Source organism: Arthrobacter sp. TMN-49 (assembly GCF_054511095.1).
The window spans coordinates 22,287-43,528 of the sequence record NZ_JBTNDH010000006.1; the positions used below are offsets into that span (position 1 = coordinate 22,287).

Consider the following 21,242-nt stretch of genomic DNA (forward strand, 5'->3'; position numbering starts at 1 on the left):
CTAGGAGTCCGGGGTGCGCGGCGGGAGTCGCACAGCGAAGACCGTGGGGTCCCCATGGCTGCGCAGCTCAAGAGTCCCGCCCAGCAGCCGGGCGTTCTCCAACGCGATCGACAACCCCAAACCCGTACCACCACGGTGCCGGGAGGTGTCGGTCTTGTAGAACCGTTCGAACAGGTGCTGGGCGCTTTCCGCGGACACGCCCGGCCCGCAGTCGGTCACCTCCACCACAAGGTGTTCGCCGTCCCTGTGAGCCCGCACCCCAATGGGGGTCCCACCATGGGCCATGGCATTGGTGAGCAGGTTCGCCACGATCAACTCAAAACGGCGCGGATCCGTCACAAACGGCAGCGCGCCCTGGATGTCCACCTCGACGCAATGCTCCAGTCCGCGCGCCTCAAGGAGCTGTTGCAGCTGCGCGGCCACCTCAAATTTCTCCGCGTGGACGGTGTTCTGGGCAGCATCAAAGCGGGAAATCTCCAGTAGATCCTCCGTCAGGCGGTGCATCCGCCGTGCCGCCCGTGCTGTCACGGCAGCCGCCTCCTGCACGGTTTCCGGGTCCCCGCCACCGTGCTCAAGCACGTCGGCCATGGCCACCATGGCCGTGACAGGGGTCCGGATTTCGTGGGAAACATCGGCCACAAAACGTTGGGACGCGGCTTCCTTGGCTGTCAGCTCGGCCAGGGTCCCCTGCAGTCTGTGGTTGGCGGCATTGAACGCCTCAACCAGCCCCGTCAGTTCCGCCACCCCCCGCACGTTGACATCCAGCTTTCCTGCACTGGCGTCGAGCTTGTCCACAGCTGTGCGCAACTGACGCACGGGGCGGGCGATCCACCGCGCCAGGAGCACGCCTGTCAACGTTGCAACCATGGCCATGACGGCCACCAGCCAGATAGTTGAGGCGGCAAGCGAGTCAATTTGTTGCTGCTGCTTGTCCAGCGGGTAGCTTGCGTACATGATGGCCTGGACGGTGCGACTGGCCGTGGTCTCCGGACCAGTCTGCGCGGCGCCTGACCCTGGCGGATTCTGTGCATCCTTGACAGGGACCAGGGTCAGCGTCACCGGAGCACCAATGAGGAATCTGTAGTTCAGGCCCTGGCGTTCGCGCAGCCACGTCACTCTGTCCGAGCTGGTGACCTGGCGCTGGAACGACTGCGGAATCATGTGCATTTGAGCGTAGGCGCCAAAGTCTATTCCGTCGGCCGGTGTCAGCTGGATGGGGCCTCTTGACCCTGACTCGGCCCATATACGAACGTCCTCATCCGTAAGACTTGCGCAGTCGGCGGGGTTGCACTCCATGGGTTCCGTGGCCTTCTCCGCCGTAACGGAAAACTCATCGAAAAGCCTGTCCTGTTCGGCCTGCAAAATGTTGTTCCGGGCACTGCTGTACATCACGGCACCGGTGACCACCACGCACACCACGGCAATGAGGGCGCAACACACCGCCAGCCTGACTCCCAGGCCGGTAAACAAGCGAAGCATCAGCCGGCGTCGAATCTGTACCCGAAGCCGCGGACGGTTGCAATGATCCTTGGGCGCGCCGGGTCCGTCTCCACCTTGCTGCGCAGCCGTTGGATGGAGGCGTCCACCATGCGGGATTCGTTGAGGTAGTCGGTTCCCCACACTTCGCGCAGCAGTTGCGTGCGGCTGCGAACTTCCCCGGGGTGTTTGGAAAGTTCCAGCAGCAGTCTGGTTTCCGTGGCCGTCAAGGGCACGGGCATGTCATTTACTGTGGTGAGCAAGGACTTGCGGTCCAGTCGCAGCGCGCCGCTCGTAACGACGTCGGACTCCCCCAGCGGGGCGGCCGGGAAGGAGCTGCGCCGCAACAACGCCCGAATTCTGGCATCGAGCAGATACGGCTCAACAGGTTTAACCACGTAGTCGTCGGCACCCGATTCAAGACCCAGGACCACATCGGCGTCGTCGCCCCTGGCCGTCATCATGATGATGGGGATCTGGGAGAGGGCACGAATCTGCCGGCACACCTCCCGCCCGTCAAGATCGGGCAGCATCAAATCAAGGACCACCAGCTCGGGGGCGGGAACTGCCGTGGCGTGGGCCACGCCCTCCCCGCCCAGGTAACAGCCAACAACACTGTGACCGCGTTGTGAGAGCGCCAAACGGAACGCCGCATTGATGTCTGGATCATCTTCCACCAGAAGAATTCTCGCCATAGCTTCCTTCCGCGTTGCGTGGCATGGTCCCGATCAATTCTTGCTTCCATACTAGGGCTACCGCCGAAGGGTCCCGCACCTATTCCCGGCGTCGGGGGAATCTGTGACACGTTGGTGACAAAGCCGGAACACGCCCCAGATATCCTCTGCCTAGCGTGGAAATATGCAAACATTCCAAGCACGTGCATTGGCCCTGGCAGCCTCAGTGATACTTGTCCTGACCGGCTGCTCCCCGATCGCTGTGATGCAAGAAGAGACTGCTGCCCAGCATCAAGAGGTTCTGCCAGCCGCGGACCTCCAGGTTGTCTGGCCGCGGGCCGCCAGCAGCCTGACAACATTGGAGGACACCACACCGGCCGTCAGCCAGCCATCCGCCAAGGCCCGGCCCACTGCCAGCACGGCCAAGGTGATCACCGCCTTGACGGTCCTGCAGAAGCACCCGCTGGAAGCAGGCAAGGACGGTGACAAGGTGGTCCTTGATGCCGCAGATGTGAAGCTTTACGACAACTACGTCGCGAACGGTGGCAGCTACGTGCCCGTCTATGACGGGATGACCATGAGCATGCATTCCATGCTTGAGGCAATGTTGCTGCCCTCGGCCAACAATATTGCAGACACCCTGGCCGTCTGGGCCTTCGGCTCCATGGACGCCTACCAAGAAGAAGCCACCCGCTATGTGAAGTCCCTGGGCATGAATACCACCACCATCGGTTCCGACGCCAGCGGCTACGACCCCGCCACGACCAGCACGCCGGGCGACCTTGCCCTGCTGGCCCGTGCAGCCATGAAGACTCCCGTCATTGCCGAGGTTGTTGCCAAGAAATCAGCTGACATCCCTAGCTACGGCCCGGTGCAAAACACCAACTGGCTTTTGGGTTCGAACGGTGTCATCGGACTGAAAACGGGCACCAGTCCACAGGCAGGGGGCGTGTTCATGTTTGCTGCCAACGTCTCCATCAAGGGCCAGAAGACACTTGTTGTGGGCGCTGTCATGGGTGCTGGGGATTCATCGGCCGAGGCGATGCAGCAGACCACAAAGCTCCTTGCCTCGGTCCAAACTTTCCCCTCGGGTAAGCACGCGGCGGCAGTACGGTGACCCGGCAACCTTCAGCGCTTGGCGTGGCGGCATTCCTGGGCGTTTTCGCCCTTCTGGGCGGCTCCTTGGCGGGTTTGCTCGGATTGGGAGTGAACATCGTTGCCGGGGACTTGCATTCCGCGCCAGTACCAGAATGTCCGGGGGAGATTGTGGCGGCCGCGCCCCTGAGCGGGATGGCGGTGAAGGTGCACAATTCTTCAAATGTCGAGGGTTTGGCGGCCGGCACCGCAAAAAGTCTCAAGAAAAAGGGTATAAAGGTGGTTTCGGTAGCCAACAAGGCAGCGCCCGAAACGCCCAGCGAGACCTCCGGTGTCATCATCACCGCCGCATCAAAGCAGCTTCCCGAGGCAGTTGCCCTCCAAGCGCTCTTTCCCGAGTCCGTGTTCTTGTTGGACGACGCCGAACCGGTGCCGAGCGTCTATCTCACCCGAGCCAAGCCCAAGATTAGCGCCGCGCCCGTCACCACCAAGAGCGCTGTGCGGTGTGTTCTGGATTGAGCGGGGCGCCCAGTGGAATGGAGCAAGACACAACAAAATCCCCGCACGTCGCTTCAGCATTTTCTGGCTGTGCGTCATGCAGGGTTTGTTGCGTTTGGTGTCTAAGCGTTCCTAGCCAATGCGGCGGGAGCCCACGTCGTCGTCTTCCTCAAACTGATCCGCATACGTATCTTCATATGCCGAATAATCCGGTTCTGCAGGAACCTCGATTTGCTGGCTCGGGGCTCGGCGAGTGGTTCCACCGAGCTCTTTCTGCAGAGCTGAATAATCAGTGTTCGGGGAGTAGTACTTAATGTCCCGAGCCTGCTTGGTTGCCTTCGCCTTTTGACGGCCGCGCCCCATGGCGTGACCCCCTTTTTACACTTGGACCGGAGGTGGTCGCTCGGATTAAGAGCGAGGCTCCGGAATATTCGGTCAATTTGTCGTACTCCTAGATTACATGAGTTCTGGAGCAATCGCGGCAGCCATGGGTTGTTCTGCCCATAGCCAAACACCGAATTTGACGCGCCCGGCACCCATTATTCGATAGAGTCACGTGTAGGCGGAGTTCTTGTTCCGCAATGACGGCGATTTTGCGGCCAGCACATGGGCGCTGCTCCTTGTCAGTCACCGAAGGCACGTCCATAGATTTTGCGTCAGCTCCTGACGCAACACGGAAGGTTTAGTACCCATGAACGAAAGCAGCGACGCCAACGGTCAGGGCGCTGAAGAAGTCCCGACACCCGCTTCCGGGGAGCCCGATACCTCCACCACCGAAGCGACACTTTCCGGCTCTGACTACGAATTTTCCGAGCCCACCCTTGGTGATGCAGAGATCAGCGAGGACGTCGCCGAGAGTGTTGACCTTGAAGCCGCTGCCGCCGAGGCTGCCGCGGTCGAACGCGAAGCCGAGCTGGCAACGCGGGGCGTCTCCTCCGGTCTCGGCGGGGAAGCCCCCGCCGCCAACGAGCCCGACTGGGACACGGCCACCACTGTTTTGCGTACCGATTTTTCCCAGCCGCCGGTAGCCAGCAACTCCTGGGGCCAGCCCCCGGCGCAGGCCCCCGCCGAATCCCCGGCCCCGGCCCCCGCCCAGGAGCAGCCAATGCAGGAGCAGCCAACAGCCGCGGAGCCCGTAGCCACCGAAGCAACTACCGCGGCCGTTCCCGAAACGCCCCTGCCGGCAGCCCCCACCCAGGAACCTGAGCAGGCACAGTCCGCCCCGGAGCCGTTCGACGCGGCCCCCACCGAGGCAGCTGCCGCGCCGGTTCTTGGCCACAGCGTCGATGACGGACACGGCTGGCACCGCCCCGAAACCCAGTGGCAGCAGTCGGCCACGCCGTGGCAGCCCAAGGCTGGTGCGTGGCAATCTCCGGCACAAATTGCCCGCGGTGAAGCAGATGCGGCCAGCGCCGCCGCTGCGGCCGGGCCGCCAGCAGCAACCGGGGCAATCCCCGCGGTTCCTCTGCTCCCGCCAGCGCCCCAGGCAACCGCGCCCTACGGCCAGCCCGCCCAAGCGGCGCAGCAGCCGTACCAGCCCACCGAGCAGCCGGGAACTACCTCGCAGTTTGGCGCAGCCGGACCGTATGGTCAGGCCCAGCCGCCTTACGGTCAGCAGCCGGCCCAGGCCAGCGGCGGCCAGCAGCCGCCTTATGGCGCGCCAACACCCTTTGGGCAGTCGGCAACACCTGGCGGACAGCCTCCGTACGGCGCACCCGGCGGCCCGCAAGGTCCGCAAGGTCCGCAAGGTCCCGGATACCCGGGTGGCAACGGCGGTCCATACCCCGGCGGCCCCCAGGGTCCCGGCTACCCGGGCGGGCCGCAAGGTCCGGGCTATCCCGGCGGTCCCCAGGGCCCGCAGGGCCCCGGCGGCAACGGCGGCAACGGCAAAAAGAAGCTCTTCATCATTCTGGGCATCGTGGTACTCGCCGTTGTGCTGATGGGCGTTTTGGTGACGTTGCTCATCAACTTCATCACCTCGAACATCAACAGCGCCGAGCCCACCACACCAACCGGCACGCAGTCACAATCATCGCCGGCGGAACCTGACCCCAGCGAATCCACGGAACCGGGTGCAGACGTTGTGGTGCCGGCCGCCTCGCCGTTGGACTGGCTTCGAGCTGATTGCCTGCGCGACTTCAAGGGTGTTTCCGCACCCGCTGACGTTGTGCTGTGCAACAGTCCGCACTCGGCGCAGCTTGTTGGAACTTTCTACTATGGCGAGGACGAGACGTTCCCCGGCGGCACTGCCCTCAAGGCCAAGGCTGCCGAGGTCTGCAAGGGCGTGGAGCTGACCACCGAGGCCGAGAGCATGAAGGACTTGAAGCAGCTCACCGCCTACCCGTCCGAGACCACCTGGGACGAAGCCGATGACCGCCGCGTGGACTGCCTCATCCAAGACACCAGCGGCAACAACTTGTTGTCCTCACTGATCAAGTAGCGCAACCTCAGCAGCAACGACTGCAGGGCTGCCGGGCGATTCCATGTCCAACTCGTCAAAGTCGGCCGCCGTATCCACCAGGACCGTGTCCCCGTCGCTGATGGACCCAGCCAAGATCTCCCTCGCCAAACGGTCGCCAATCTGGCGCTGCACCAGCCGGCGCAAGGGCCGGGCACCGTACGCCGGATCGTAGCCCGTCAACGCCAGCCACGCCCTGGCCGCATCGGTAACCTCCAACGTCAAGCGGCGTTCGTGCAATCGGGTGGAGAGTGCCTGTACCTGCAAGTCCACAATCCGGGACAGTTCTGCCACGCTGAGGGCGTCGAACATGACAATCTCATCGAGCCTGTTCAAGAACTCAGGCTTGAACGAGGACTCCACCACGGCCATGACCGCCTTGCGCTTCTGCGCCTCGGACAAGTTCTGATCCACCAGAAATTGCGAGCCAAGGTTTGAGGTCAGCACAATGATCACGTTGCGGAAGTCCACCGTGCGGCCCTGCCCGTCGGTGAGGCGGCCGTCGTCGAACACCTGCAAGAGGATGTCAAAGACTTCCGGGTGCGCCTTCTCAACCTCATCGAGCAACACCACCGAATACGGACGACGCCGCACGGCTTCGGTCAGCTGGCCGCCCTCGTTGTAACCAACGTAGCCCGGAGGCGCACCCACCAGACGGGACACCGAATGCTTCTCGGAGTACTCGCTCATGTCGATGCGAATCATGGACCGTTCGTCGTCGAAGAGGAAGTCGGCAAGGGCCTTGGCCAGCTCCGTCTTACCCACACCTGTGGGCCCCAGGAACAAGAAGGAACCCGTGGGGCGGTCCGGATCGCTAATCCCGGCCCGGGCACGGCGGACAGCGTCGGAGACCGCAGTGACAGCCTTGGCCTGGCCAATCAGGCGCGACCCCAGCACCTGCTCCATCTGCAGCAGCTTCTGACTTTCCCCCTGCAGCATCCGCCCGGCAGGAATGCCCGTCCAGGCGGAGATGACCTCGGCGATGTCATCGGCAGTGACTTCCTCGGCCACCATGAGCTCCGGCTTGTCAATCGACTCCTCCTCGGCGGCAGCGGCCTCCAACTCGCGCTGCAGTGCCGGGATTTCCCCGTACAGCACCCGGGAGGCTTGCTCCAGGTCGCCGTCGCGCTGTGCCTTGTCAGCAATGGAGCGCAGCTCATCCAGCTTGGCCTTCAAGTCTCCAACCCTGTTCAGCCCCGCCTTCTCGGCTTCCCAGCGGGCGTTGAGCCCGGCCAGCTCTTCCTTCTTGTCAGCCATGTCGGCACGCAACGCGTCCAGGCGTTCCACCGATGCGGCGTCGGTTTCGCCGCTCAGCGCCAGCTCCTCCATGGTCAAACGGTCGACGGCGCGGCGGAGCTGGTCGATCTCCTCCGGCGCGGAATCGATCTCCATGCGCAGCCGTGAGGCGGCTTCATCGACCAGGTCGATCGCCTTGTCGGGCAGTTGACGGCCGCTGATGTAGCGGTTGGACAGCGCTGCGGCAGCAACCAGTGCGGAGTCGGCGATGGCCACCTTGTGGTGGGCCTCGTAGCGTTCCTTCAAACCACGCAGGATGCCGATGGTGTCATCGACGCTGGGCTCCCCCACGAACACCTGCTGGAAACGGCGCTCCAGGGCCGGATCCTTCTCGATATTCTCGCGGAATTCATCCAGTGTGGTGGCACCAATCAGCCGCAACTCGCCACGGGCCAGCATGGGCTTAAGCATATTGCCCGCATCCATGGAGCCCTCCGAAGCTCCGGCACCCACCACCGTGTGGATCTCATCGATGAACGTGACGATCTGGCCGTCGGAGGCCTTGATCTCCTCCAGCACCGCCTTCAGGCGTTCTTCAAACTCGCCACGATACTTGGCCCCGGCCACCATGGCGGCCAGGTCCAGGCTGATGAGCGTCTTCCCACGCAGGGACTCCGGCACATCTCCTGCCACCATGCGCTGGGCCAGACCTTCCACCACGGCTGTCTTGCCGACGCCGGGCTCACCGATGAGTACGGGGTTGTTCTTGGTGCGGCGGCTCAGGACCTGCATGACGCGGCGAATCTCGGAGTCGCGGCCAATGACTGGATCGAGCTTGCCCGAGCGGGCAATGGCTGTCATGTCCACGCCGAACTTTTCCAACGCCTCAAAGGTGTTTTCCGGATCGGGGGTGGTGACCTTGCCGTCGCCGCGAACGGTGGGCAGTGCGGCGTCCAGCGCAGCCCTGGAGGCACCTGCCTGGCGCAGGGCTTGTCCTGTTGCGCCGGCGTCGTTCGCAAGACCCAAGAGCAGGTGCTCGGTGGAAACGTAGCTGTCCCCCATACCTTCGGCAGCCTGCTGGGCGGCCTGCACGGCCAGCAGGGTGTTGCGGCTGAGTTGGGCCTGGGCCACGGAGGTTCCCGACGACGACGGCAACTCGCGGATCGCCGCGCTGGCGGCAACACTGACAACGTCCGGGTCAACCCCGGCGGCCTTCAGCAAGGCAACGGCAACGCCCTGGCGCTGGTCCATCAGGGCCTTGAGCAGATGGGCTGGCTCCACGGTGGGGTTGCCGGCGGTGGAGGCGTTCATGGCTGCGGAGGAAAGAGCCTCCTGGCTCTTTGTGGTGAATTTGGCGTCCAAGAGGGGTCCCTTCGTTCGTGTGTGATAATGGGTCGCGACTCGACTCCTGCAAAGTTGAGTCTATTACGCTCAACTTAGCGTTGCGTAAACTTATTCCGGAATTTTTGGTGACAGCGAAAAATTCTTGACATTGACGCTGCGTCAACCTTTACCGTGGTGTTTATGGACCTTTCAATACAGCAGCTTGCCCAGCTCAGTGGCACTACAAGCCGCACTCTACGTCACTATGACGACATTGGGCTACTGCCACCAAGCCGCATCGCCAACAACGGTTACAGGCACTATGACCGAGCCGCGTTGGTGCAGCTGCAGCGCATTTTGCTGCTGCGCGAGCTCGGCCTGGGCCTGCCCGCCATCGCCTCGGTGTTGGCCCATGAGACTTCGCCCACGGCGGCGCTGCAGGGGCACCTCGTCATGCTGCGGGCGGAGCAGGGGCGGCTGGTGCGGTTGATTGCGTCCGTCGAAAAAACCATGACAGCACAGCAAGAAGGAGTGGAAATCATGGCTGAGACCATGTTTGACGGCTTTGACCACACCCACTACAAGGAAGAGGTGGAACAACGCTGGGGCAAGGACGCGTACCAGCGCGGCGACTCGTGGTGGCGCGGCATGGACGGCGCCTCGAAGCGGACCTGGCAGGACCGGCTTGCCACACTGAACAGCGACTGGATCGCCGCGGCGTCGGCCCACCTGGCGGCCGATGCGCACACCGCACAGGAACTGGCGCAACGCCACGTTCAGTGGCTGCGCTCCATCCCGGGGACGCCAGCCTCCGCGCCCGGGGGCAACCTCAAGGACTATATTTTGGGCCTGGGCGAGATGTACGTGGCAGATCCACGCTTCGCAGCCAACTTCGGCGGCACCGCCGGGGCCACGTTGGTGCGGGACGCGCTGGCCGTTTATGCCGCTAGAGAGCTGTAGCGAGCCTTTCGTCGCAATGTCGGACACCTCACGGGCAATGGCGGACACCTCACGGGACTGAAACGGACCACGGAGGCCGCTCCGGACACTTTCCCGCAGCCGCGGAGGCCGTTGTGGACATTCGATGCTGGTCGACCATGGGCGAATGTCCACAACGGCCTCCGGAGCTGCGGGAGGAGCGGAGTGGAGCACCACTGGGGCCTAAACTTAGGCCATGATCTTCATCGATCCGCCGTATTGGCCAGCGCACGGGACAGTGTTCTCGCACCTGATCTCCGACAGCGCTCTGGCAGAGCTGCATGACTTTGCTGCGGCCAATGACGTGCACCAGCGCGCCTTTGACCTGGACCACTACGACGTCCCGGCGCGCCGCTACGAGGATCTGGTGGCAGCCGGAGCCACGCCGGTGTCAGGCAAGGACTTGGCCCGCACCCTGGTGGCGTCGGGGCTGCGGATCAAAGCGAAGTACCGGGTCAAGTCAGCCGGATCGGTTTTGGCATTGCGCTGGGATGCACTTCTGCCCGGGCAGCGGGCGCTGGGTGCTGAGTTGTTGCGCCGCTGGGCCGAACCTCACCGCCACTACCATTCGAGCAGCCACCTTCTAGCAGTTTTGGAGGCGTTGGACTTACTTACGGCAAATGACCCTCCGCCGGCGGTGGCTCTGGCGGCCTGGTTTCACGATGCCGTCTACAACGGCGTGCCGGGAACCGACGAGGAAGAATCAGCAGATTTAGCCCGGCAGCGGCTAACAGGTCTGGTGCCACCAGCCGTGGTCACCGAGGTGGACCGCCTGGTGCTCCTGACGGCGTCGCACGCGCCTGCCGCAGATGATGACGCCGGCGCCCTGTTGTGCGACGCCGACCTCGCCATCCTGGGTTCAACGCCCTTGCGCTATGGGCAGTATGTGACTGGTGTACGCAAGGACTACGCGCACATTCCCCACGATCAGTTCACGCAGGGCCGGGCAGCCGTGCTGCGCCAGCTCCTGAATTTGGCGCCACTCTTCCGCACAGAAACGGGGCGTGAACTGTGGGCGGCTCAGGCCCGGACCAACATGTCCACGGAACTGGCACACCTGGACAGCAACAGCATCCAGGCAGGCGGCGCTAGGCTGGCACCATGACCGACTACAGCGCCCTGCCCGTGTGTGAATTTGCCTTCCCCGCCCCCCTGCGGGACCAACTTGTTGCCGCTGTTCTTGACGGCTCCAAGACCTCAACAACCGCCACGCGCATTGAATACGACATTGAGCGGCAGGCGCTTCCCTTTGTCGGCTTGCGGGAAGTGGTCATCGATTCCGCGGGCAAGCCCGTGGCCGTCATTGAGATGACCGAGGTCCGCACTGCCCGGCTCGCAGATGTGGACCGCCAGCATGCCATCGATGAGGGCGAGGGGTTCAGCACTGTGGCCCAGTGGCGGGCCGGCCACGAGGATTTTTGGCATTCGCAGGACATGCGCGAGGCCATGGGCGACCCCCACTTCACCGTGGATGACGACACCACCTTGGTACTTCAGCGCTTCAAGGTCGTGGCGCGGCTATCCTAGCGCGGAGCTGGCACCACCCCAGTGCGGTAGCAGAAATTCTTGGTTGCCGCAGCTGGCTAGGCTGGTGCCATGGCCCCGAAAAAAGAACTCCGCGAACCCCGTCTCACCCCGCGGCAGCTCCATGACCTGGTGGAAAACGGCGATGCGTTTTTTGGTGCGGGCGACACTTATGACGGGCAGCTCTTCGAGAAGCCAGGCTTTGACGACGCGGACTTGACCTCCACGGACTTCCTGGAGTGCCGGCTCAACGGGCCAACCTTGAACAACACCCAACTGCGCGGTGTGCGCTTCCGCGGCACAGTGGTCAACGACAGCTTTGCCCCCGTACTGCACGGCGCCCGGACCAGCTGGCGCGACACCGAAATAACTTCTCCGCGTTGGGGATCGGCAGAACTGTACGACAGCAGCTGGCAGGCGGTGCGCATTGACGGCGGCAAGATCGACTTCCTGAACTTGCGCGCCGCCAAAATCACCGACCTGCTCATCAGCGACGCCATCATTGGCGAGCTGGACCTTGGCGGGGCCACGGTGACACGCATGGCCTTGCGGAATTGCCGGATTGGCACCCTTGACCTGCAGCAGGCCACGTTGAAGGACCTTGACCTGCGTGGCACAGAGTTCCGCACCCTCAACGGTGTCGGTTCCATGTCCGGCGTCGTGATCGATGACTACCAGCTGGGTCTGCTGGCGCCCATTCTCGCGGCGCATGTGGGCATCGTCGTCGGCTAGCGTGCCGGCCCGTCCAGGTCCTCCAGGGAGCTGGCGATGCTGCGGCGGGCGTCAGCTGCTGTGTGCGCGGCTTTGAGCGTTTCCGCCGTGACGTTGAACCCGGCAACCCGGGCCTGCAGCTGGGTCAAGGCGGCCATGAGCATGGTTTCTTGTTCGGCGAGGGCGTCACGCTGGGAGATCAGGTCAGCCAGTTGTTCGCCCATGATGAGGTGGCGGCCCAGGGCTGTTTGCGCCGCCGCATCGTCTCCGGCGGCTTGGGCTTCACCGGCGTGGCCGGACAACTGGTCCATGGCCCCTTGCAGATGGCTGGCTTGAAGGTCCAGCCGCTGCCGGCTCACCGACACGTCGGCCACTCCACGGCGCATCTTCTGAACGGCTGCCTGCTGCTTAATCTGCGCCTCCGCCAAGGTGAGCTGATTGTTCGCGGAGGTACCGGCGTCGGACATCTCCTTGGCCCGCGTGGGACTGAGAAAAGCTGCGATCCGGGCAAAAAAGCTCATGGCGGCAGGCTAGTCCTTGCCGAGATCCGTGTACGTGGTGGACCAGTTCTTGAGCATGGTCGCCTCAATTTCCAGCGTTCGTGTGAGGTCCTTCAGATCCACGTCACCGCTCGGTGCGGCTGCACTGGCCAAGGCGTTGCGCACACCCTTGGCTGTCTGCGTGACCTGCTCCACCTGGCCGCCGAGGGTCTTCGCGTAGAGGCTCTGCACGGCGGGATCGGGCTCCTGCTGGGCCACCACAAGCTGATGCTCCATGACTGATCCGGCCTGTTGCAGGGTGTTGAAGATCGACTCAAGATTGCCCGTGTACTGGCCGGCGCTCTGGGCGACACCCAAGGAGCGGCGGGTGGCCTCCAACGATTCAGCCAGGGCCACGCGCTGTTTGAGGATCTCGGCCACCGGCCCGGTGCTGGCATCGGCCCGAGCCTTGAGGGCACTGCGCTTGGCGGACTCATATTTGGGTTTGGAAATTTTCACCAGGCCCACAACGCCGCGGCGAACCAACACCCCGACGGTGATCGCGACGCCCACCACGATGGCGATGATGACCAACATGAGGATCAAAAAGACTGTGGGTAAGTCCATGGTTTCTTCATTTTCCTGACGGTGGAAGACGCTGCCGATTGGTGCAAATCAGCCTAGCACCGGCCGCTGGGGAAGCCAGGTGAAAGCTCAGGGTTATCCCTGATGCTTTTGTGGCGCCCGGCAGGGCAGAATGGGGTGATGAAGACAATCTTGAATGTTATTTGGCTGGTATTTGGCGGCTTGTGGCTGGCGCTGAGCTACTTTTTGGCCGGAATCGTGTGCTGCCTTCTCATCATCACCATCCCGTGGGGCATAGCGTCGTTCCGCATCGCCGGATACGCATTGTGGCCGTTTGGCCGGACAGTGGTGGATAAGCCCGGCGGCACAAGTGTTGCCAGCACCCTGGGCAACGTCATTTGGATTCTGGTGGCCGGCATCTGGATTGTCATCGGCCACATCACGACAGCCATTGCCATGGCCGTGACCATCATTGGCATCCCGCTGGCCATCGCCAACATCAAAATGATCCCGATCTCGCTGATGCCCCTGGGCAAGGAAATTGTGCCCACCAACCAGCCCTTTGTGCGCAGCTACCACTAGCCAGGTGGCCTTGGCCCGCAAGCCGGGCAGCGTTCATGGTGCCGCTCGCTACCGCGCCTACGAGCGCTTGCGTTGGAGTGCACTCCAAGACTTACGCTGGTTCCATGAGCACAACTACCCAGTCAGTTTCGGTGCCGTGGCTGAGCATCGCAGAGCTTGCCCGGACTACCGGGCTAACGCAGGACACCCTGCGCTGGTATGAGCGCCAGGGGTTGTTCCCTCCCGTGGCCCGCCGCACCGATCACCGTCGCGCTTACTCAAGTTCCGACGTCGCACGCATCATGTTGGTGGTCAAGCTCCGGCGGACCGGGATGTCCGTTGCCAACATGCAGCGCTTTGCCGAGCTTCTGAGGGACGGCCCAGAAACGCACCCCGAACGCCTGTTGCTCCTGGCCGAGCACAGGGCGGGCGTGTTGGCGCAACTGGCCCAAATCCAGGCCGATTTAGGGGCCCTCGAGCGAAAAATTGCCCACTATGAGGGGTTGATCGCGAGCGGCCTCGACTGTGAAGCGGCCGCTCCTGACCCCCTGCCCGGAGACTCAGATGGAGCGAAGAAATGAACAAGACCCTGCTCGGCGACGGCCTTAACGTGAGCCCGCTTGGCTTTGGCGCCATGGCGTTGACGCCTGTGTACGGTGAAGTGGACCCCGTGGAGGCCCTGAAAACCTTGCACCATGGCGTGGACGTTGGTGTCACCTTCATCGACACTGCCAACATTTATGGCGGCGGCTCCAACGAGGAACTCATTGCGAAATTGCTCAAGGACCGCCGCGGCGAGGTCCAACTCGCCAGCAAGTTCGCGCTGCTCGGCAATCCGGCCACAGGTTACACGGATATTCGCGGCGACGGACCCCACATCCGTGCGGCCATTGACGAATCCCTGAGCCGTCTCGGAACTGACTACCTTGATATCTACTACATGCACCGCAGAGACGTGCGGGTGCCCATCGAGGAAACAGTGGGCGCCATGGCGGAGCTGGTCAAGGCCGGAAAGGTCCGCCACCTTGGCCTGTCCGAGGTCACGGCTGCCGAGCTTCGGGCGGCCCATGCGGTGCACCCAATCGCAGCGGTGCAAAGTGAATGGTCCATTTGGAGCCGCGACGTTGAGGCCCACGTGGTTCCGGCCGCAGCGGAACTGGGAGTGGGGATGGTCCCCTACTCGCCCCTGGGCCGCGGCTTCCTGACAGGAACCATCCACGCCGCCGATCTTGGCACCGGCGACTTCCGCCACAACATTCCGCGCTTCGCCGAGGGCGCCATCGACGCCAACCAGTCAGTGGTCGACACCGTCCGGCAGGTGGCCGCCGAACTCACGGCGGCGAGCGGGCAGCTAACGACCCCCGCCAAGGTTGCGTTAGCTTGGCTCTACGCCCAAGGCACACGGTTCGGCCTGCCGGTGGTCCCCATCCCGGGCACCCGCAGGGCCGCGCGCATCGATGAAAACCTCGGAGCGCTGTCTTTGAACCTCACCGCCGCCCACCGTGAGGTGCTGGAGAAGGCGGCATCCGGCGTCGTCGGATCTAGGGCAAAGGACACCAGCTGGGTCTCCCAGGGCCGTGAATAGGCGCCGGGGGCGGGTAAACTGGTGCCATGCGTAATAAGTCCGACTGGCTGGACATCATTGTCAACTTCGCCAGTTTTGCAGCCATGATCCTTGTCCTCACCTTTGCCCGGATCAACCTGCCCCTGAAGATCGTGCTGGCATTTGCCGTGTCCCTGGCCATCACGGGGGGCTGGTCCTACTACAAACGCAAGATCCGCCGTCGCCCCTCAGACCCCAAACGCCTGCACGTGTACAGCGTCAAGAATGAGGACGACAAATAGTGGAAATCATTCGCTACGCCTCACTCAAGACCATGCCCTGGGCCAACGGGGGCGGGGTGAGCCGGCAGCTCGCTGCGGCGCCCGCCACCGACGGCGGCGTTGACTGGCGCATCAGCATTGCCGAGGTTGCCAAGGCGGGCCCGTTTTCGGCCATGCCCGGGATGGACCGGATCATCACCGTTATCGACGGCGAGCTCATTGCCCTGAGTGTCGACGGTGCCGAGCAGGCGCTGGAAAAGTTCCGGCCGTTCCGTTTTTCCGGCGATTCCGACACCTCGGCGACACTGCCCACCGGGGCCCTGACGGACCTGAACCTGATCACCCGCCGGGGCGCTTTCAAGGGCTACGCGGCCATCATTGAGCTGTCCAAGAAACGCCCGCACCCCGTCTTTGCTGACCAGTTCGCCGTGCTGCTGCAGGGCTCGGCAACCGTTTCCCCTGCCAGCACGGACGACGCCGGAGCCTCCTCCGCCGCGCCGGTCACCTCAGCCGAGGCTCTGGGCAAGTTCGACACAGTGGTGGGTTCCAAGGACGCTCCCGAGATTTCCGGCCGGGGTTTCATCGCCGTGCTGAGTATTGACCCGGCCGCGTAGCCCCACCCACTCCTCATCTGACCCGCAGAAAACGCCGAAAAATCACGATTTTGAATGATTTTTCGGCGTTTTCTGCGGGTCAGTTGATTAAGTCCTCGTCGCCTGTGGCAGCAATCTCACCCCAACAGGCGGCGTTCGTAGGCAAAAGCCACCAGCTGTATGCGGGTACGGAGGTCGAGCTTGTCCAGCACGCTGCGCAAGTGAGTCTTGACCGTTGCCTCTGAAACAAACAAGCTTCCGGCTATTTCAGCATTGCCCAATCCCTTGGCGGCCAGAAGAAACACATCCCGTTCCCGGGCCGAAAGTGCTTCCAACACTGACAGGTCCGGCCCAGCTGTGGGAAAAGAACGGGCCGCGTGCGCAAAGAGATCGTGAATGGATCCGGGCGCAATGACCGAATATCCCGAGTACACGGTGCGAATCGCAGCCAACAAGAATTCGGGCTCCGCACTCTTGAGCAAATAGCCGCTGGCCCCCGCCTGCACCGCCTCAACCACTGCTTGATCACGGTTGAAAGTTGTCAACGCGATAATCCGTGGCGTGTCAGTTCCGGCCGTCCGGGATTCTTCAACAATGCGGCTCGTTGCGGTGACACCGTCCATGACTGGCATCCGCAAGTCCATGAGCATGACGTCGGGACGGTGCGTGGTGGCCAGGGCCACCGCTTGTTCGCCGTCCCCCGCCTCACCCACCAGCTCCATGTCCGGCTGACTTTCAATGAGCATGCGGATGCCCGCGCGGAAGAGCTCCTGGTCGTCAACCAGCGCCACCTTGATGCGGCTGGCCGCATCAGCCACGATTGCCATCTCCCTGCGGAACGGGGGCCAGCGCCTGCATGGCGTGCCCGGCCGTGCCTGTACCCGCGCTACCCTGCACGGTTGAGATTTCGACAAACTGAGCCACATCATGGAGCTGATCCTTGTGGATTTCATAGGGGATCAAGACGGTGACCCTGAACTGTTCTCCGTCAGGTCCGGCTGTCAGCCAGCCGCCAGCCAGATGCGCCCGCTCACGCATGCCCGCTATTCCTCTTCCCGGGCGCGTTTCCTGTGGTTCTGTTGGCTCGCCAGCCACGGTGGCCGGAACGTCAGAGGAAATGTGAAGCGTCAATCCCGGGCCGCTCCAGTCGAAGTGCACGCGGACAGCTGTCCCTCGGCCGCCATGTTTGAGTGCGTTGGTGAGGCACTCCTGCACAATTCGGAAAACGGCAACTTGAGCCCCTGTTGTCAGCCCCACAGGGTCTCCGGACTCGCTGTGGGCGATTTTCAAACTGCCTTGCTGCATTCTCTCCAAAAGAGGCTTCACGTCACTGAGCCGGGGCGCGGGAGCCGACAAGCCGCCGTCGTCCACCCCTTCGATGACTCGCTGGGCATCCACCAAGGCACTGCGGGCTGAACGGGCAATGTTTTCCAGCGCGTTCAAGACAGGTTTCGGCTGACCCTCACCGACATAACGGGCACCATCGGCTTGGGCCGCGATGACAGCCAGTGAATGGGCCAGCACGTCGTGGAGGTCCCGGGAAATCCGAGTTCTCTCCTGCTCGATGATCAAGTCAACTTCTGTCTGCTGCAGGGTCACCCGGGCCAGATTGCGATCTTGGAACAAACCTCGCTTCTCCTCGTACAGGGAAAGCACCAGGCCTGCCGCAGCGCAAGCCACAGCTATTAGCAAGAACGGCGTGAGCAACTGCCAGCCGTACATTCTGAACATCACAGCGTCGCCCTTGTAGGGGTAGCCGAACCAACCCACGCCGGCACCGTAGCGCCACGACAGCATGACCACCATCATGATCAGGATAAACACCGCGTTGGCGACTCCCGAGATGAGGCGCACCCGGCGGTTTCCCGTCCACTGGATAAACCCCAAAGAGATGAACGAACCGAAGTAGATGGCCCAGTGGTTCGACTCCATGCCTGGGACGACGTGGAACAGCTGCCCTACCAGCAACGCTGCCACCAACCCCAGCGAAACGTATGGTTTCCAGACGGATACGGCGATAGCCGCCGACACGAACACCAACGGCAGAGTTCCGTTCCACGTGGGAAATCCGAGCCACGGCCCCATCCGGCCAGCCTCCGCCACACACCAAAGCACCATGAAGATCAGTGCCGCCGCGGGGGCGCCCCAAATGCGCAAGACTTTCAAGAGTTTTTCCATGACTGCAACACTAACCACGGCCCCAGTCCGGCTTTCGCCAATCAGGTCGATTAACGCCAAGTTCCGCCTGAAAGATGAGAAGTTTCATCTTTCAAGCCAATGTCATCCCTCAGTCTGATGCTCCTTGACCCATATTCTCCCTAGAATGGCCATTCTGGGGAAAGGATTTGGCTGTGAGAATTTCGATTCGTGCAACGGTGGCTTCGGTGGCACTGGCTACTTTATTCAGCCTCGCTGCGTGCTCTGCCCCGCCCACCACCACCTACCCCAATGGTGCCGGACAGGACGTCACAGTGAACTGGCGGGACTACCCCCTGAGTGCCGGCTCACTGCCCGACGATCTGGCGCTGACACCTGTCAGTGAAGACGCCGAGGCAATCTCCGCGGGCCTGCTCGGGGAAATCAAAACAGCCCTCACCGCAGAATATGGAATGGCGTGGGAGTCCGCTGGCGAAGCCGGCTGGTTTCCCACCACGGGCAACGGCTACGGCGGCGAAACCATGACCACCTCCTACAACTCCCATGAGTGGAGAAGCACCACGCTTCCCGCTGCCACGACGGAGTGGAAGAAGATCATGGGCACGATCAGCGGGCTTACCGCTGCCCGCGGATTGGGTCCCGTGAAGCTCACCCAGGACAGCGGTTTCTTCAACAACGACCCCGCGTGGCAAAAGAAGCTTGTGGAAAAGTACGGCACAGCTGATCCGCAACAACTGTATTGGTGGAACGGCACAGCGTATTCGGGCTCGCAGTGGCTCGCCGTCACCATGGTCAATGTTGACAGGGACACCACAGGCAGGGCAGCCACGGAATATCAAGAACTCAAGCTCCCAGCACGCTCCATCTCCATCAGCTACGGTGTCGCCACAGTGGCACGGGATGATCTGCCCGCACTCAAGCAGGCCTTGGAACCGTTTATGGGCTTGACCCCGCCGGAAGCCACCACTTCAGACTGAGTCCCGCCGTCGCGCATCATGCCCTTAAAGGAAAACTGACCCGCAGTAAACGGCGAAAATACTCGATTTTCATCGATTTTTCGCCGTTTACTGCGGGTCAGTTTCAAAGAAACGCTAGTTAGCGGCCACGGCGCTGGTTGGAGGCCGGTGCTGAGGCGCGGCGCGGTCCGCCGGAGCGTGCGCCACCACCGTTGGAGTTGAAGCTACCACCGGAGTTGCCGCCCGTGTTGGAGGACCACACGGCGCCACCCTGGCCTGCGCCGCGTGAGCTGCTGCGCGGGGCGTCGTTGGTGTGCGAGGAGCTGCGGGGAGCAGAACCCTGGCCTGCGCGGTTGCCGCGGGCCACGTCGCCGTCACGGGCCGGACGGCCCTCACCCGAGCGTGCCGGACGGCCCTCACCCGAGCGTGCCGGACGGCCCTGACCGGCGGGGCGACCGCCCTGAGGCTGGCCTTCGCGACGCTCGGAACGGTTTCCGGCAGCTGCCGGACGCTCGGAAGAGTCGGCGGATACGCGACCGCGTCCGCCACGGCCGCCACGGCCACCGGCTGTGGGGGCTGCGCCGGTGCGGGCACGCTTGCGCTGAGCGTTGGCGCCGGTTGAGGTGCCACCGCCTTGTGCCGGCTGCTTGGCTGCGAGCAAGGCTGCACGGGTGCGCGGGTCAATCTTGTCGGCAACATCGCCCACCAGGTTCGCGATGGTCGGTGAGCTGGCGTTGACGCGCTCAAAGTTCACGTCAACTCCGGCTGCCTTCATGAGCTTCTTGACGTCGCTCTGCTGCTCGGGAAGCGTCAAGGTGACAACAACGCCATCGGACCCGGCGCGAGCCGTACGGCCTGAACGGTGCAGGTACGCCTTGTGCTCTGTGGGCGGGTCGACGTGGATGACCAGTTCAATGTCATCAACGTGCACGCCGCGGGCGGCAACGTCGGTGGCAACCAGGACGCGGACGCCACCGGTGGAGAACTCGGCCAGGTTCCTATCGCGGGCGTTCTGTGACAGGTTTCCGTGAAGATCAACGGCGGGGATGCCGGCGTCGGTCAGGGTCTTGGCCAGCTTGCGGGCGTGGTGCTTGGTGCGCATGAACAGGATGCGTCGGCCGGCACCGGAGGCCAGCTCAACGATGACCTGCTTCTTGATGGTCTGGTCGCCAACAACCAGTACGTGGTGTTCCATGGTGGAAACCGTGGCGACAGGCTCATCCACGGAGTGTGTGAGCTGGTTGGAGAGGTAGCGCTGAACAATCTTGTCCACGCCGTTATCCAACGTTGCGGAGAACAGCATGCGCTGGCCCTGGGTCGGCGTGGTGTCCAGCAGGCGCTTCACGACGGGCAGGAAGCCCAGATCAGCCATGTGGTCGGCCTCGTCAAGAACGGTGATCTCAACGCTTTCCAGCGAGACGATGCGCTGCTTCATGAGGTCTTCGAGGCGGCCCGGGCAGGCGATGACAATGTCGACGCCGGCGCGCAGGGCCTTTTCCTGGCGAGCCTGGGAAACACCACCGTAAATGACTGTGGTGTTCAGGCCCATGGCCTTGGCCAACGGCTCGATGGTGTTGTTCAGCTGGGTTGCCAGCTCACGGGTGGGTGCCAGCACCAGGCCCATGGGGCGGCCGGGCTTGCGGAAGTAAGGGGCTTCACGCTCGGCCAGACGGGCAACGAGCGGGATGGCGAAGGCAATGGTCTTGCCGGAGCCTGTGCGGCCGCGGCCCAACACGTCCCGGCCTGCCAGCGTGTCCGGCAAGGTCTTGATCTGGATGGGGAACGCTTCCTCGATGCCCTGGGCGGCGAGTGAAGCAACGATTTCCTTGGGCGCACCAAGGGCAGCAAAAGTTGTCATGTAAAGAGAGAATCTTTCGTAAGGCGGTTCAACGTCCCGCGAGCAGTTTTGACCACGGGTTCGCCGATTCAAAGCCAGAGCGTGTCAACCGCGAGTTGCGTGAAGCAAAATCGTTGCGGGACAAGTTGCATGCGTTCATCGACGCAGAATGCGCTTGAAGCACATTAAGTATTCTCATTCTAACAGCGGCACGACGCCGGACGTTCACCTTAGTGCCGCATCTCACTTTTAGCACCGAATGCTGACCGTAGCCGCG

General features: G+C 62.9%; 22 protein-coding genes. 13 read left to right on the top strand and 9 right to left on the bottom strand.

Annotated features, from left to right (window positions below):
• Both ACX80E_RS04205 and ACX80E_RS04210 read right to left on the bottom strand, forming a co-directional pair.
• Positions 1-1,479 carry a sensor histidine kinase gene (locus ACX80E_RS04205; protein ID WP_459300658.1) on the bottom strand — a complete coding sequence of 493 codons (1,479 nt, stop codon included), beginning with the start codon at positions 1,477-1,479 and terminating at the stop codon, positions 1-3.
• Positions 1,479-2,171, bottom strand: coding sequence for a winged helix-turn-helix domain-containing protein (locus ACX80E_RS04210; RefSeq protein WP_459300659.1), 693 nt, complete (start codon positions 2,169-2,171; stop codon positions 1,479-1,481). The genes ACX80E_RS04205 and ACX80E_RS04210 overlap by 1 nt, the downstream gene beginning before the upstream one ends.
• A 163-nt stretch (positions 2,172-2,334) precedes the next feature.
• Here ACX80E_RS04210 and ACX80E_RS04215 point away from each other — a divergent pair, with 163 nt between their 5' ends.
• Both ACX80E_RS04215 and ACX80E_RS04220 read left to right on the top strand, forming a co-directional pair.
• The gene (locus ACX80E_RS04215) at positions 2,335-3,267 is read left to right on the top strand and encodes a D-alanyl-D-alanine carboxypeptidase family protein (RefSeq protein ID WP_459300660.1); all 933 of its coding nucleotides are present in this window, start codon (positions 2,335-2,337) and stop codon (positions 3,265-3,267) included.
• Positions 3,264-3,764 (top strand): LytR C-terminal domain-containing protein, encoded by a 501-nt coding sequence (locus ACX80E_RS04220; protein ID WP_459300661.1) that lies wholly within the window; start codon positions 3,264-3,266, stop codon positions 3,762-3,764. Before ACX80E_RS04215 ends, ACX80E_RS04220 begins: the two co-directional genes overlap by 4 nt.
• A 111-nt stretch (positions 3,765-3,875) precedes the next feature.
• Here the strand turns inward: ACX80E_RS04220 and ACX80E_RS04225 are convergent, their stop codons facing one another.
• A complete protein-coding gene (locus ACX80E_RS04225) occupies positions 3,876-4,106 on the bottom strand; it encodes a DUF3073 domain-containing protein (protein ID WP_459300662.1) in 231 nt (76 codons plus the stop codon).
• Between the two features lie 328 nt (positions 4,107-4,434).
• Between ACX80E_RS04225 and ACX80E_RS04230 the strand changes: the two genes are divergently transcribed.
• A complete protein-coding gene (locus tag ACX80E_RS04230; RefSeq protein ID WP_459300663.1) occupies positions 4,435-6,183 on the top strand; it encodes a hypothetical protein in 1,749 nt (582 codons plus the stop codon).
• Here the strand turns inward: ACX80E_RS04230 and clpB are convergent.
• On the bottom strand, positions 6,169-8,799 hold the full coding sequence (gene clpB / locus ACX80E_RS04235) for an ATP-dependent chaperone ClpB (RefSeq protein ID WP_459300664.1): 2,631 nt from the start codon (positions 8,797-8,799) through the stop codon (positions 6,169-6,171). The two genes, ACX80E_RS04230 and clpB, sit on opposite strands and share 15 nt — an antisense overlap.
• Positions 8,800-8,961: 162 nt before the next feature.
• Between clpB and ACX80E_RS04240 the strand changes: the two genes are divergently transcribed.
• The 4 genes from ACX80E_RS04240 (at position 8,962) to ACX80E_RS04255 (ending at position 11,994) form a co-directional block, all read left to right on the top strand.
• Entirely contained in the window at positions 8,962-9,720 is a 759-nt protein-coding gene (locus ACX80E_RS04240; RefSeq protein ID WP_459300665.1) for a MerR family transcriptional regulator, read from the top strand.
• 214 nt (positions 9,721-9,934) lie between these two features.
• The gene (locus ACX80E_RS04245; RefSeq protein WP_459300666.1) at positions 9,935-10,843 is read left to right on the top strand and encodes a DUF4031 domain-containing protein; all 909 of its coding nucleotides are present in this window, start codon (positions 9,935-9,937) and stop codon (positions 10,841-10,843) included.
• Positions 10,840-11,265 carry an ASCH domain-containing protein gene (locus ACX80E_RS04250; protein WP_459300667.1) on the top strand — a complete coding sequence of 142 codons (426 nt, stop codon included), beginning with the start codon at positions 10,840-10,842 and terminating at the stop codon, positions 11,263-11,265. The genes ACX80E_RS04245 and ACX80E_RS04250 overlap by 4 nt, the downstream gene beginning before the upstream one ends.
• Before the next feature lie 69 nt (positions 11,266-11,334).
• Complete coding sequence (locus ACX80E_RS04255; protein WP_459300668.1) at positions 11,335-11,994, top strand: pentapeptide repeat-containing protein; 660 nt, start codon at positions 11,335-11,337, stop codon at positions 11,992-11,994.
• Here ACX80E_RS04255 and ACX80E_RS04260 read toward each other — a convergent pair.
• Positions 11,991-12,494, bottom strand: a complete 504-nt coding sequence (locus tag ACX80E_RS04260; protein WP_459300669.1) for a PspA/IM30 family protein — start codon at positions 12,492-12,494, stop codon at positions 11,991-11,993. The genes ACX80E_RS04255 and ACX80E_RS04260 overlap by 4 nt on opposite strands.
• 9 nt (positions 12,495-12,503) lie before the next feature.
• Positions 12,504-13,079, bottom strand: coding sequence for a hypothetical protein (locus ACX80E_RS04265; protein ID WP_459300670.1), 576 nt, complete (start codon positions 13,077-13,079; stop codon positions 12,504-12,506).
• A 138-nt stretch (positions 13,080-13,217) separates the two neighbouring features.
• On the opposite strand from ACX80E_RS04265, the gene ACX80E_RS04270 reads away from it, so the two are divergent.
• The 5 genes from ACX80E_RS04270 (at position 13,218) to ACX80E_RS04290 (ending at position 16,036) form a co-directional block, all read left to right on the top strand.
• Positions 13,218-13,619, top strand: coding sequence for a YccF domain-containing protein (locus ACX80E_RS04270; protein WP_459300671.1), 402 nt, complete (start codon positions 13,218-13,220; stop codon positions 13,617-13,619).
• A gap of 104 nt (positions 13,620-13,723) precedes the next feature.
• Positions 13,724-14,179, top strand: coding sequence for a MerR family transcriptional regulator (locus ACX80E_RS04275; protein ID WP_459300672.1), 456 nt, complete (start codon positions 13,724-13,726; stop codon positions 14,177-14,179).
• The gene (locus ACX80E_RS04280; protein WP_459300673.1) at positions 14,176-15,183 is read left to right on the top strand and encodes an aldo/keto reductase; all 1,008 of its coding nucleotides are present in this window, start codon (positions 14,176-14,178) and stop codon (positions 15,181-15,183) included. Before ACX80E_RS04275 ends, ACX80E_RS04280 begins: the two co-directional genes overlap by 4 nt.
• A gap of 26 nt (positions 15,184-15,209) precedes the next feature.
• Positions 15,210-15,443 (top strand): hypothetical protein, encoded by a 234-nt coding sequence (locus tag ACX80E_RS04285; protein WP_459300674.1) that lies wholly within the window; start codon positions 15,210-15,212, stop codon positions 15,441-15,443.
• Positions 15,443-16,036, top strand: coding sequence for a HutD/Ves family protein (locus tag ACX80E_RS04290; RefSeq protein ID WP_459300675.1), 594 nt, complete (start codon positions 15,443-15,445; stop codon positions 16,034-16,036). The genes ACX80E_RS04285 and ACX80E_RS04290 overlap by 1 nt, the downstream gene beginning before the upstream one ends.
• Positions 16,037-16,152: 116 nt before the next feature.
• Here ACX80E_RS04290 and ACX80E_RS04295 read toward each other — a convergent pair whose 3' ends face one another.
• Together ACX80E_RS04295 and ACX80E_RS04300 are read right to left on the bottom strand one after the other, a co-directional pair.
• Positions 16,153-16,842, bottom strand: a complete 690-nt coding sequence (locus ACX80E_RS04295) for a response regulator (RefSeq protein ID WP_459300676.1) — start codon at positions 16,840-16,842, stop codon at positions 16,153-16,155.
• Complete coding sequence (locus tag ACX80E_RS04300; RefSeq protein WP_459300677.1) at positions 16,826-18,193, bottom strand: sensor histidine kinase; 1,368 nt, start codon at positions 18,191-18,193, stop codon at positions 16,826-16,828. Before ACX80E_RS04300 ends, ACX80E_RS04295 begins: the two co-directional genes overlap by 17 nt.
• 173 nt (positions 18,194-18,366) lie before the next feature.
• Between ACX80E_RS04300 and ACX80E_RS04305 the strand changes: the two genes are divergently transcribed.
• Positions 18,367-19,149, top strand: coding sequence for a hypothetical protein (locus ACX80E_RS04305; protein ID WP_459300678.1), 783 nt, complete (start codon positions 18,367-18,369; stop codon positions 19,147-19,149).
• Between the two features lie 118 nt (positions 19,150-19,267).
• Here ACX80E_RS04305 and ACX80E_RS04310 read toward each other — a convergent pair whose 3' ends face one another.
• The gene (locus ACX80E_RS04310; RefSeq protein ID WP_459300679.1) at positions 19,268-20,986 is read right to left on the bottom strand and encodes a DEAD/DEAH box helicase; all 1,719 of its coding nucleotides are present in this window, start codon (positions 20,984-20,986) and stop codon (positions 19,268-19,270) included.
• Positions 20,987-21,242 lie beyond the last annotated feature (256 nt).

What these genes read in the sequence shown, in the direction of transcription:
- ACX80E_RS04255 (WP_459300668.1), top strand. Translation starts at nt 11,335, where the DNA reads ATGGCCCCGAAAAAAGAACTCCGCGAACCCCGTCTCACCCCGCGGCAG.
- ACX80E_RS04265 (WP_459300670.1), bottom strand. Translation starts at nt 13,079, where the DNA reads ATGGACTTACCCACAGTCTTTTTGATCCTCATGTTGGTCATCATCGCC.
- ACX80E_RS04230 (WP_459300663.1), top strand. Translation starts at nt 4,435, where the DNA reads ATGAACGAAAGCAGCGACGCCAACGGTCAGGGCGCTGAAGAAGTCCCG.
- ACX80E_RS04270 (WP_459300671.1), top strand. Translation starts at nt 13,218, where the DNA reads ATGAAGACAATCTTGAATGTTATTTGGCTGGTATTTGGCGGCTTGTGG.
- ACX80E_RS04205 (WP_459300658.1), bottom strand. Translation starts at nt 1,479, where the DNA reads ATGCTTCGCTTGTTTACCGGCCTGGGAGTCAGGCTGGCGGTGTGTTGC.
- ACX80E_RS04260 (WP_459300669.1), bottom strand. Translation starts at nt 12,494, where the DNA reads ATGAGCTTTTTTGCCCGGATCGCAGCTTTTCTCAGTCCCACGCGGGCC.
- ACX80E_RS04250 (WP_459300667.1), top strand. Translation starts at nt 10,840, where the DNA reads ATGACCGACTACAGCGCCCTGCCCGTGTGTGAATTTGCCTTCCCCGCC.
- ACX80E_RS04240 (WP_459300665.1), top strand. Translation starts at nt 8,962, where the DNA reads ATGGACCTTTCAATACAGCAGCTTGCCCAGCTCAGTGGCACTACAAGC.
- ACX80E_RS04295 (WP_459300676.1), bottom strand. Translation starts at nt 16,842, where the DNA reads ATGGCAATCGTGGCTGATGCGGCCAGCCGCATCAAGGTGGCGCTGGTT.
- ACX80E_RS04225 (WP_459300662.1), bottom strand. Translation starts at nt 4,106, where the DNA reads ATGGGGCGCGGCCGTCAAAAGGCGAAGGCAACCAAGCAGGCTCGGGAC.
- ACX80E_RS04210 (WP_459300659.1), bottom strand. Translation starts at nt 2,171, where the DNA reads ATGGCGAGAATTCTTCTGGTGGAAGATGATCCAGACATCAATGCGGCG.
- ACX80E_RS04280 (WP_459300673.1), top strand. Translation starts at nt 14,176, where the DNA reads ATGAACAAGACCCTGCTCGGCGACGGCCTTAACGTGAGCCCGCTTGGC.
- ACX80E_RS04215 (WP_459300660.1), top strand. Translation starts at nt 2,335, where the DNA reads ATGCAAACATTCCAAGCACGTGCATTGGCCCTGGCAGCCTCAGTGATA.
- ACX80E_RS04275 (WP_459300672.1), top strand. Translation starts at nt 13,724, where the DNA reads ATGAGCACAACTACCCAGTCAGTTTCGGTGCCGTGGCTGAGCATCGCA.
- ACX80E_RS04285 (WP_459300674.1), top strand. Translation starts at nt 15,210, where the DNA reads ATGCGTAATAAGTCCGACTGGCTGGACATCATTGTCAACTTCGCCAGT.
- ACX80E_RS04245 (WP_459300666.1), top strand. Translation starts at nt 9,935, where the DNA reads ATGATCTTCATCGATCCGCCGTATTGGCCAGCGCACGGGACAGTGTTC.
- ACX80E_RS04300 (WP_459300677.1), bottom strand. Translation starts at nt 18,193, where the DNA reads ATGGAAAAACTCTTGAAAGTCTTGCGCATTTGGGGCGCCCCCGCGGCG.
- ACX80E_RS04310 (WP_459300679.1), bottom strand. Translation starts at nt 20,986, where the DNA reads ATGACAACTTTTGCTGCCCTTGGTGCGCCCAAGGAAATCGTTGCTTCA.